Origin of the sequence: Citrobacter sp. Awk 2 (assembly GCF_028069815.1) — a bacterium.
Lineage (GTDB): Bacteria > Pseudomonadota > Gammaproteobacteria > Enterobacterales > Enterobacteriaceae > Citrobacter.
Genome location: NZ_JANEWL010000015.1, coordinates 57,168 through 67,789 on the forward strand (window position 1 = coordinate 57,168; position 10,622 = coordinate 67,789).

The 10,622-nt window shown below is 51.3% G+C and carries 8 protein-coding genes; 4 read left to right on the top strand and 4 right to left on the bottom strand.

Features of this window, described 5'->3' with window-relative positions; genetic code table 11:
- Positions 1–50 precede the first annotated feature (50 nt).
- Positions 51–875: a protein bax gene (locus tag NNO02_RS06580; RefSeq protein WP_061066797.1), complete on the bottom strand. Its 825-nt coding sequence runs from the start codon at positions 873–875 to the stop codon at positions 51–53.
- 316 nt (positions 876–1,191) lie between these two features.
- Between NNO02_RS06580 and malS the strand changes: the two genes are divergently transcribed.
- Together malS and avtA are read left to right on the top strand one after the other, a co-directional pair.
- On the top strand, positions 1,192–3,222 hold the full coding sequence (gene malS / locus NNO02_RS06585; protein WP_271454447.1) for an alpha-amylase: 2,031 nt from the start codon (positions 1,192–1,194) through the stop codon (positions 3,220–3,222).
- A 176-nt stretch (positions 3,223–3,398) separates the two neighbouring features.
- Positions 3,399–4,649, top strand: coding sequence for a valine--pyruvate transaminase (avtA, locus tag NNO02_RS06590; protein ID WP_271454448.1), 1,251 nt, complete (start codon positions 3,399–3,401; stop codon positions 4,647–4,649).
- A 36-nt stretch (positions 4,650–4,685) separates the two neighbouring features.
- Here the strand turns inward: avtA and NNO02_RS06595 are convergent, their stop codons facing one another.
- Both NNO02_RS06595 and NNO02_RS06600 read right to left on the bottom strand, forming a co-directional pair.
- Positions 4,686–5,159 (bottom strand): 4Fe-4S dicluster domain-containing protein, encoded by a 474-nt coding sequence (locus NNO02_RS06595; RefSeq protein WP_271454449.1) that lies wholly within the window; start codon positions 5,157–5,159, stop codon positions 4,686–4,688.
- Positions 5,160–5,257: 98 nt separating this feature from the next.
- On the bottom strand, positions 5,258–6,073 hold the full coding sequence (locus tag NNO02_RS06600; RefSeq protein WP_271440374.1) for a helix-turn-helix domain-containing protein: 816 nt from the start codon (positions 6,071–6,073) through the stop codon (positions 5,258–5,260).
- A 252-nt stretch (positions 6,074–6,325) separates the two neighbouring features.
- Between NNO02_RS06600 and NNO02_RS06605 the strand changes: the two genes are divergently transcribed.
- On the top strand, positions 6,326–7,726 hold the full coding sequence (locus NNO02_RS06605) for an MFS transporter (RefSeq protein WP_271454450.1): 1,401 nt from the start codon (positions 6,326–6,328) through the stop codon (positions 7,724–7,726).
- Positions 7,727–7,736: 10 nt separating this feature from the next.
- The gene (locus tag NNO02_RS06610) at positions 7,737–9,692 is read left to right on the top strand and encodes a glycoside hydrolase family 127 protein (RefSeq protein ID WP_271454451.1); all 1,956 of its coding nucleotides are present in this window, start codon (positions 7,737–7,739) and stop codon (positions 9,690–9,692) included.
- 100 nt (positions 9,693–9,792) lie between these two features.
- Here the strand turns inward: NNO02_RS06610 and NNO02_RS06615 are convergent, their stop codons facing one another.
- Positions 9,793–10,533 carry a MipA/OmpV family protein gene (locus NNO02_RS06615; protein WP_271440371.1) on the bottom strand — a complete coding sequence of 247 codons (741 nt, stop codon included), beginning with the start codon at positions 10,531–10,533 and terminating at the stop codon, positions 9,793–9,795.
- Positions 10,534–10,622: the final 89 nt, after the last annotated feature.

Below are 10,622 nucleotides of genomic sequence, written 5' to 3' on the forward strand. Positions count from 1 at the left end.
ACAGAGCGACTCACAGGCCTGATAAGCGTCGCGCCATCAGGCCTGTGGAATTACATATGCGCGGCGATTAAACGCTGGTTATCCTGGTACATCGCGAACAGATAGTTATTGTAACTCTGTCCTTTGGTGGAGTACCCCTTCAGCTTATGGATCATCGCGGTCGCTGTCACTTCCTGATCGGCTTTACGCAACTGCGCGCGCGATTTACGGAAGGAAGAGTATGCCGGGTGCGTGTTCAGGTTAATGACATATGCATTCACCGACTCTTTTACCGATTCAAACTGTGAATAGCCTTTCACCTTACCGGGTGCATTGTTGCAGCGGCCTTTGACACATTTCATGCCAAACAGGTTGTTATTGCTACGCGCCAGTTTCGATGTGCCCCAACCGCTTTCAGCCGCAGCCATAGTCGCCACCATACTGGTAGGAATGATGTCTACGCGCTCAAGCAACGTATTCCATGGAATTTTACGCGTGTTACCAGACCAGCTCACCTTGTAGCGTTTCGCGATGTCTTTCATACGCGTACGCTCAGTCGGTGACCAGCGATTCTGGTACTGCTTTGAGATCAGCCAGTTACGGTCCGCCGTAATGGCAGCATTTTGACTGGTAATATAAGGCATAACCGTCCGGAGAAACGCTTTTTTCCTTGGTGTTCCGGAAGGGTATTTTCGCAAATCAGGAAGTGAACTACTCTTTGCACTATTGCGAGAATACTCTTGTTTACTGCTTACCTGTGTATTACTTGCCTTGATTACCTGGGGCTTATGACTCGTTGTCGCCGTGTGTGTCTTTGCCAGCACCTCACCCGAAAATGCAATGGTGAGTAACATAAGAATCATTGCCCCATATCGTCGAATGGGAGTCAATATCATTAGGTCTCCTGGTCGGATTTAAACATTCCAACACCTTATATTTTTCACAAAAATGAGAGATGAATCTCAAATCATATCAAAAATAGCCGTCAAGAGCACCCAAAGGAATAGTCCAATTCTGAAACTATGTCACGTACAAACCGTTCCGGGTGCGGTTAATTCGAAGAAAATGTGGAGGTTATCGCAAAATCAGGTCGTTTTTTGCGCGCGATCGCTCACCCTCGTCTCTCATCCGGGCAGAATCGACGCTAAGGATGAGTTTCCGCTCTGATTTCACTGGCAAACTGGCGTAAATCGCAGCATCAAGGACAGCATTATGAAACTTGCCGCCGTTGCGCTGGTATTACTGCCCGGCATTGCCATCGCCTCATCATGGACTTCTCAGGGATTCCCGACTTTCGAAGCGGAAGGTACGGGTAAATTTGTCAGCCATGCAGCGTTGACGAAGGGTACTCGCCCTTTGACCCTGAATTTTGACCAACAGTGCTGGCAGCCTACAGATGCCATTAAACTCAATCAGATGCTGTCGCTAAAACCCTGTGAAGGCACACCGCCACAGTGGCGTTTATTTAAAGACGGCGATTACACATTGGAAGTCGATACCCGCTCCGGTACACCGACGCTAATGCTGTCAGTAAAAAATGAGGCGGACCCCATCACCGCCCAGATCCGCCAGTGTCCAAAATGGGATGGCTCGCCACTGACGCTGGATGTGAGCCAGACCTTCCCGGAAGGCACCGTGGTACGTGATTACTATAGCCAGCAAACGGCAACGGTGAAAAACGGAACCATTACCCTACAACCCAACGCGGCCAGTCATGGACTTTTACTGTTAGAACGGGCGGAAACAGATACACCTGCCGCTTTCGACTGGCACAACGCCACGGTGTATTTCGTACTGACAGACCGCTTTGAAAACGGTGATCCAACTAATGATCACAGCTATGGACGTCGCAATGACGGTATGCAGGAAATTGGTACCTTTCACGGGGGAGATTTACGCGGGCTGACCAACAAACTCGACTACCTGCAACATCTGGGCATCAACGCCTTGTGGATCAGCGCACCGTTTGAACAAATCCACGGCTGGGTTGGCGGTGGTACTAAAGGCGATTTTCCCCATTACGCCTATCACGGTTACTACACCCAGGACTGGACCACGCTCGACGCCAATATGGGTAACGAGGCCGACCTGCGCGCGCTGGTTGACGGCGCACATCAACGCGGCATCCGCATTCTGTTCGATATTGTCATGAACCATACCGGTTACGCCACGCTGGCTGATATGCAGGAGTACCAGTTTGGGGCGTTGTACTTGTCAGGTGAGGAACTGAAAAAAACGCTCGGTGAACGTTGGACGGACTGGAAACCCGTGTCCGGGCAGAGCTGGCACAGCTTTAATGATTACATCAACTTCAGTGATAAAGCCGCGTGGGAAAAATGGTGGGGGAAAAAGTGGATCCGCACTGACATTGGCGACTACGACAATCCGGGTTTTGACGACCTGACCATGTCGCTGGCTTTCCTGCCCGATCTGAAAACGGAGTCCACTACGCCTTCGGGTTTGCCGAATTTTTATCAACACAAGCCGGATACCCACGCCAAAGCCATCCCTGGTTATACGCCACGAGATTATCTGACTCACTGGCTCAGCCAGTGGGTGCGTGACTACGGCATTGACGGTTTTCGGGTCGATACCGCTAAACATGTCGAGCTTCCGGCCTGGCAACAGCTAAAAGCGCAGGCCAGCTCAGCGTTGGCCGAATGGAAGAAAGCTAATCCAGACAAAGCGCTGGATGATAACCCCTTCTGGATGACCGGTGAGGCCTGGGGACATGGCGTCATGCAAAGCGATTATTACCGCCACGGTTTCGATGCGATGATCAATTTTGACTATCAGGAGCAGGCGGCCAGGGCCGTCGATTGTCTGGCGAATATCGATCTCACCTGGCAACAGATGGCCGATAAATTGCAGAATTTCAACGTGCTAAGCTATCTCTCATCACACGACACCCGGCTGTTCCGTGAAGGTGGAGACAAAGCCGCCGAGTTGTTATTGCTGGCACCTGGCGCGGTACAACTTTTTTACGGTGACGAGTCGGCACGCCCCTTCGGCCCAACCGGCTCAGACCCGTTACAAGGTACGCGCTCGCAGATGAACTGGCAGGACGTTAGCGGGAAATCGGCCGCCAGCGTCGCACACTGGCAGCGAATTAGCCAGTTCAGGGCCCGGCATCCCGCAATCGGAGCGGGTAAACAAACCACGCTTTCATTAAAGCAAGGATACGGATTTATCCGCGAACACGGCGACGATAAGGTCATGGTCGTGTGGGCCGGACAACGCTGATCCCAACAGGCTTCTCGTGCTCAACGGCGCGGGAAGCCAGATTCAATATAAAAAACTATCCAGAAAAAAATCTGCAGCACAAAACATCAATTCGGCTCTGTAGGCCTGATTTGCACCCCGCCATAGGTAGCGCTATGGTTAGCCACTTTAATACTGAGTTCGACAGACCACCTGCTATGACATTCTCACTTTTTGGCGACAAATTTACCCGCCATTCAGGCATCACACGCCTGATGGAGGACCTCAACGACGGCTTACGCACCCCAGGCGCTATCATGCTCGGTGGCGGTAATCCGGCACAAATCCCAGAGATGCAAAATTACTTCCAGTCTCTGCTGGCAGAGATGCTGGAAAACGGCAAAGCCACTGATGCGCTTTGTAATTATGACGGTCCACAAGGTAAAACCGAGCTACTGTCTGAGCTGGCGAAACTACTACGTGAGAAGCTGGGCTGGGATATCGAACCACAAAATATTGCACTGACAAATGGCAGTCAGAGCGCGTTTTTCTACTTATTCAACCTCTTCGCCGGACGTCGCGCCGATGGAACCACCCGAAAAGTGTTGTTCCCGTTGGCACCGGAATACATTGGTTATGCCGATTCAGGGCTCGAAGAAGACCTTTTCGTTTCAGCACGCCCAAACATCGAACTGTTACCGGAAGGCCAGTTTAAGTATCACGTTGACTTTGAACACCTGCATATCGGCGAAGAGACAGGCATGATTTGCGTGTCACGTCCGACGAACCCGACCGGCAATGTGATCACCGATGAAGAGCTGATGAAGCTGGACCGGCTGGCCAATCAGCATGGAATTCCGCTGGTTATCGATAACGCCTATGGTGTCCCATTCCCAGGCATCATTTTTAGCGAAGCGCGTCCGCTGTGGAACCCAAACATTGTACTGTGCATGAGCCTTTCCAAGCTGGGGCTACCGGGCTCTCGCTGCGGCATCATTATTGCTAATGAAAAAATCATCACCGCCATCACCAATATGAACGGCATTATCAGCCTTGCGCCTGGCGGAATGGGTCCGGCAATCATGTGCGAAATGATCAAGCGCAACGACCTTCTGCGTCTGTCTGAGACGGTTATCAAACCGTTTTATTACCAGCGCGTTCAGGAAACAATTGCGATTCTTCGCCGCTATTTATCTGAAGATCGCTGCCTGATTCATAAACCAGAAGGGGCGATTTTCCTGTGGTTATGGTTCAAGGATTTACCGATTTCCACCGAGCTGTTATATCAGCGTCTGAAAGCGCGCGGTGTCCTGATGGTGCCTGGCGACTATTTCTTCCCAGGGCTGGATAAACCCTGGCCGCATACGCATCAGTGCATGCGGATGAATTACGTACCGGAACCGGAAAAAATCGAGGCTGGCGTGAAGATTCTGGCTGAAGAGATAGAACGCGCCTGGCTTGAAGGCTGACGAAAACCCCGACCTCAGTGCAGGTCGGGACTCGCTTTACAGCGGTTGTGACCGCAGACGCTGCCGCTGAATACTAACAGCATCAATGCACTGCAACGCGCTGGTCGGGCAGGCTTCTACACACGCCGGACCCGTCTCGCGATGCCAGCACAGATCGCATTTAATCGCCTGCACCCGTGACGTGTGCGCGACGACATTCATCGCCCCAAACGGGCAGGCCAGCATACAGCTTTTACAACCAATGCAACGCGCCTGTTCAACGAAGATATGTCCATGTTCACGGCGAATGGCGTGAGTTGGACACACATTCGCACAGGGAGCGTCTTCGCATTGATGGCAGGCAACTGCAGTGGTAAACGCATCATCTTTGATAACCCGGATCCGCGGGGCAAATGCTCCAGAGGAGACGGCCGCACAATCCTGGTTTTCCTGATGCGCGACGACACAGGCAACTTCACAGGTACGACACCCAATACACTTCGCCGCATCCGCCATAATAAACGCGTTCATTGCCCCCTCCATCTGCATGAAAATCACAGAGTGCCAGAGAGCCCGGTTATGCTGCCTTGATCGGACAAGGGAAACGGTTAAATTTTGTCAGGCTTCGATTACGCCGAATTAATATGCTCCTTACAATAGCGGCGCTTCCACGCCGCCGGTGTCAGGCTGGTGTGCTTACGAAAGATTTTGCGAAAATAACCGACGTCATTAAATCCGCATTTCATCGCCACTTCAGTTAACGACAGTGAATCGCTAATGAGCAGCTTTTCTGCTGCTCTCACCCGTTGACGATGCAGCGCCTCGGTTAATGTCAGTTGAAAAGCACCACGAAATACACGCCCCAGATAGTCCGCATTACAATGTAGCTCTTTTGCCAGCGCTGAAGCCGAAATCGGCAGATGAAACTGAGTATGTATAATTTGCTGGGCCTTCCATGCCAGCGCATTACCAGGGCTATCAGCGGGCTGTTCGCTGGCAGCGGCGGATATTTGCTGCAGAATCAACAGCAAGAGCAGCTCTAATGCGATACTGCGATGTATATTTTCTTGCTCACGTAAGAACTGGCGAAACAGCGAAATAATATACTGCGGCTCACTCACCCGGGTATGCTGAGGAATTGTGAGTAGCGGTTCAGGTATGGCTGCGTCGGTTTCTGCCGCCACCTCAAAGTGCAGCCAGTAAAACTTCAGGTCGGCTGGAAATTGCCCCACGCCGATATGTAATCGTTGCGGCCATAACAGCAAACTTTCACCGGCATTCACGCGAAAAAGATCATTACCCTCGCGAATCGTTAATGTCCCTTTTTCAACAAAAATTATTTCCCAGGATTGCAATTGCCGTGCCGGATGACTACCGACACCACGGGAAATAAATAAGCCACCATTTTGCACTTTAATCGGAAGAGACATGGATAATTCGAGCATAACTATTCAAACCTCTGCTTTTTACATTATCTAACGTGCTCTTTACCTTTGATTATTCACGATAAAATCATGTTCTGCCGGATCAAAATCACATTTTCATAATGAAGTCGGAATTGTCATCTTTTTATACTTTTCCCTTCCCTTGTTGCGCTAAACATTTCGTGCAGAATAAATAACGTACTTTGCAAATTACCACTAAAAAACCCGCAATGTAGCGGGATACTTTCTGAACATCATCTCCAGGAGTTATTTATGACTTCGGCTCCGATTACGACAAGCGATTTAGCGCAACGTGCGCAAGACGACAAATTATCTCTGCGTGAAAAGATAGGTTATGGATTAGGCGATGCGGGTGGAACGGTAATTACCTGCCTGATCATGAACTTCCTCACCTTTTTCTACACCGACGTGTTCGGTTTAACGCCCGCACTGGTCGGTACACTGTTTATCGCTTTGCGTGTATTTGATGCCATTTCCGACCCCATTATGGGCATACTCGCCGACCGCACACAAAGCCGTTGGGGGCGCTTTCGCCCATGGCAACTGTGGATCGCAGTTCCCATTGGCATCATTGGTGTACTGACCTTTACCGTCCCGGACGCCAGTATGGGCGTAAAAATCGCGTGGGCGTTTGGCACCTATCTGCTGCTTTCCGTCGGCTACACCGCCATCAACGTGCCGTATTGCGCGCTGATCAACACCATGACAACCCGTCACAGTGAGGTCACCGGCTGTCAGTCCTGGCGCTTTGTGCTGTGCGGTGTAGCTGGATTCCTTGTCTCCGTAGGTCTGCCGTGGATGGTCGATGCTCTCGGTCAGGGCAATGCCGCGCAGGGTTATCAGTTCGGCGTTGGCATACTGTGTGCTATCGCGGTGGTAATGTTTCTGTGCTGTTTCTTCTGGGTGCGCGAGCGTGTGCCGCTGGCGATGATGGGGAAATTTACCCTGCGCGAACATATCGGCGGGCTACGTAAAAATGACCAGCTATTGCTGATGCTGGTGATGTCATTCCTGCTGATCAACGTTTTCAATATTCGCGGCGGCGGGTACATGTACTTCATTACCTACGTGCTGAAAGGCAGTACCGCTTACACGTCGCTGTTTTTCACCATGGTCACCTTCGCGTCCATCCTTGGCTCGGTGATTGTCAGTCCGCTAACCCGTCGCATCGATACCGTCAAACTCTATTACTACACCAACCTGGTACTGGCCGCGCTGGCGGTAATGATGTGGTTCCTGCCAACCGGCCCGGCCTATCAGACATTGTGGCTGGCGGTGATCCTCGGCAACGGCATTATTCTGGGCTTCACACTTCCGTTGCACTTCTCACTGATGGCTTTTGCCGACGATTACGGCGAGTGGAAAACCGGCGTTCGTTCATCAGGCATGAACTTCGCCTTCAACCTGTTTTTCATCAAACTGGCCTGGGCTTCCAGCGCGGGGATCATCAGCCTGTTGTTTATTTTTGTCGCCTACCAGCCAGGTGCCGACAACCAAACAGCCAGTTCATTGCAAGGTATTACTGCCATGGAGACGCTGCTGCCTGCGCTGTTCCACCTTCTGCTGGCACTCTCTGTCCGCATCTGCAAACTCAATAACCCGATGATGTCGCGTATTTCCACCGATCTGCGTCAGCGTCATGTACAGCCTTAAGGAGCACGAAATGAACGTACTGGAAGTCGACCTGCATAAGCTCACGGTCAGCGATCCGTTCCTCGGACAATATCAGCAGCTGGTGCGTGATGTGGTGATCCCCTACCAGTGGGATGCACTCAATGACCGCATCGCCGAAGCCGATCCCAGCCATGCGATAGAAAACTTCCGTATTGCGGCCGGGCAACAAGAGGGCGAATTTTACGGCATGGTTTTCCAGGATAGCGACGTCGCGAAATGGCTGGAGGCTGTCGCCTGGTCACTGTGCCAAAAACCGGATGCCGAGCTCGAGAAAACCGCTGATGAGGTCATTGAACTGGTGGCTGCGGCACAGTGTGAAGATGGCTATCTCAATACTTACTTTACGGTAAAAGCACCGGATGAACGCTGGACCAACCTCGCCGAATGCCATGAACTGTACTGCGCCGGTCATTTAATTGAAGCGGGCGTCGCCTTCTTCCAGGCCACGGGAAAACGTCGCCTGTTAGACGTCGTTTGCCGCCTGGCAGATCATATCGACAGCGTGTTTGGGCTCGGAAAAAATCAACTGCGCGGCTACCCCGGACATCCGGAAATTGAACTGGCACTCATGCGATTGTACGAAGTGACCCAGCAACCACGCTATATGACGTTGGTAAACTACTTTGTTGAGCAGCGCGGCACACAGCCTCATTTCTACGACGAAGAGTACGAAAAACGCGGAAAAACCTCTTACTGGCACATATACGGCCCGGCGTGGATGGTGAAGGACAAACCTTACAGTCAGGCACATCAACCGATTTCAGAACAGCAAACAGCCATCGGTCATGCCGTGCGCTTTGTCTATCTGATGACTGGCGTTGCGCATCTGGCGCGTTTAAGCCAGGACGAGAGCAAACGTCAGGATTGTCTGCGTCTGTGGAACAATATGGCCCAGCGCCAGCTGTATATTACGGGTGGAATCGGCTCTCAGAGCAGCGGTGAAGCATTTAGCAGCGATTACGATCTCCCCAACGATTCCGTATATGCAGAAAGCTGCGCCTCAATCGGATTGATGATGTTCGCCCGCCGGATGCTGGAGATGGAGGCCGACAGCCAGTATGCCGATGTCATGGAGCGTGCATTGTACAACACCGTACTCGGTGGCATGGCGCTGGACGGCAAGCATTTTTTCTACGTTAACCCGCTGGAAGTGCATCCTAAATCGTTAAAATTCAATCATATTTATGATCACGTTAAACCTGTTCGTCAGCGCTGGTTCGGTTGCGCCTGCTGTCCACCGAATATCGCCCGCGTCTTAACCTCAATTGGTCATTACCTCTACACACCACGTCAGGACGCGCTGTATATCAATATGTATGTGGGCAATAGCATGGAGGTTCCCGTTGAGAACGGGACGCTCAAATTACGCATTAGTGGCAACTATCCGTGGCATGAGCAGGTAAAAATCACCATTGATTCAGTCCAGCCGGTGTATCACACCCTGGCGTTACGCCTGCCAGACTGGTGCTCCGCACCACAGGTCACACTGAATGGTCTGCCGGTTGAACAGGATATTCGCAAAGGGTATCTGCACATCAGTCGCACCTGGCAGGAGGGCGATACGCTCAGCCTGACGCTTCCTATGCCAGTGCGTCGGGTGTACGGGAACCCACTTGTTCGTCATGTTGCGGGTAAAGTGGCCGTTCAACGTGGACCGCTGGTGTATTGCCTGGAGCAAGCCGACAATGGTGAAGAGTTACATAACCTGTGGCTGCCGAAAGAGAGTGAATTCAGGGTATTTGAGGGTAAGGGATTGTTCAGCCATAAAATGCTGATTCAAGCTGAAGGCGTGAAACACAGCGCGAACGATGCGACGCAACAGTCCTTGTGGCACTACGATGTCTCCCCCTCTTCCCGCAAGGCGCAGACATTAACATTTATTCCGTGGTTTAGCTGGGCAAACCGTGGTGAAGGCGAAATGCGTATCTGGGTAAACGAGCAGTAGCTGAAAGCGTGCCGGATGACGACGCTTCGCGTCTTATCCGGCCTACAACACCCATCCAGGTAGGCCTGATAAGCGAAGCGCCATCAGGCACGTATTTAAATCAGAAACGCCATGTCAGACCGGACATCAAGGTGAAGCTGTCGTCGCGATCAACCATTGGGCTATTCTTAATATCATCCGGTAGCACGCTATAGTTGGCGCTTGCCAGCAATGTCAGATTAGTGGTTAACGCATATTTTGCCGACAGCCCGACATAGGGCGTCCAGCTATCGCCTGGGGAATAACTTGATAACCCGCTACGGCGGGATTCATTGCCAGATATACCGTAGTAATATTCGTTGAAGTTTTCGTCATAGTAGAGCACGCCAATCGCAGGCGTCAGCGTCAGCTTACCCATTGGCATTTGGCGGAACAGCGACAATTCCCCGACCCAACCATTGCTGTTGTCCAGAACATCTGCCGCCGCGGAGACTTTCACGCTGCCCCATTTCTCATGGTGATACCACGCGGCGCCCGCCATAGCGGTCGCATCGCGCTTATCCAGCTTTTTCATCGCATGATCGTCGTTATCACCTGGATCAAACTCAAGCGGCATGTATGAGGCAGTAAGACTAAATTCATTACTTTTACTCTTCGACAAAATATAGCCTAACGTTGTTTGCCTAAAATAAAATGATTCACTTTCATAACTGACAAGCGGTACTGCGTGAACATTATCATTATATCCACGATAAGGAGATTCATTATATACAGCGCCACCGCCAATAGAAAATTCCGCGGCTGTCGCACTCGCCATAAAAGAAAAGGCAAATAGCGCCACAATATTGCGTTTAATTAACATGCCAACATTCCATTTTAAAATAAGCTACAAAGCGCGTGCATAATAATGCTTACAATTTCATCGGTGCAACATCCATATTTATATAGTAA

Excerpts from the sequence above, each read along its gene's own strand:
- NNO02_RS06615 (WP_271440371.1), bottom strand. The coding sequence starts at position 10,533 with ATGTTAATTAAACGCAATATTGTGGCGCTATTTGCCTTTTCTTTTATG.
- NNO02_RS06595 (WP_271454449.1), bottom strand. The coding sequence starts at position 5,159 with ATGAACGCGTTTATTATGGCGGATGCGGCGAAGTGTATTGGGTGTCGT.
- malS (WP_271454447.1), top strand. The coding sequence starts at position 1,192 with ATGAAACTTGCCGCCGTTGCGCTGGTATTACTGCCCGGCATTGCCATC.
- NNO02_RS06605 (WP_271454450.1), top strand. The coding sequence starts at position 6,326 with ATGACTTCGGCTCCGATTACGACAAGCGATTTAGCGCAACGTGCGCAA.
- NNO02_RS06610 (WP_271454451.1), top strand. The coding sequence starts at position 7,737 with ATGAACGTACTGGAAGTCGACCTGCATAAGCTCACGGTCAGCGATCCG.
- NNO02_RS06580 (WP_061066797.1), bottom strand. The coding sequence starts at position 875 with ATGATATTGACTCCCATTCGACGATATGGGGCAATGATTCTTATGTTA.
- NNO02_RS06600 (WP_271440374.1), bottom strand. The coding sequence starts at position 6,073 with ATGCTCGAATTATCCATGTCTCTTCCGATTAAAGTGCAAAATGGTGGC.
- avtA (WP_271454448.1), top strand. The coding sequence starts at position 3,399 with ATGACATTCTCACTTTTTGGCGACAAATTTACCCGCCATTCAGGCATC.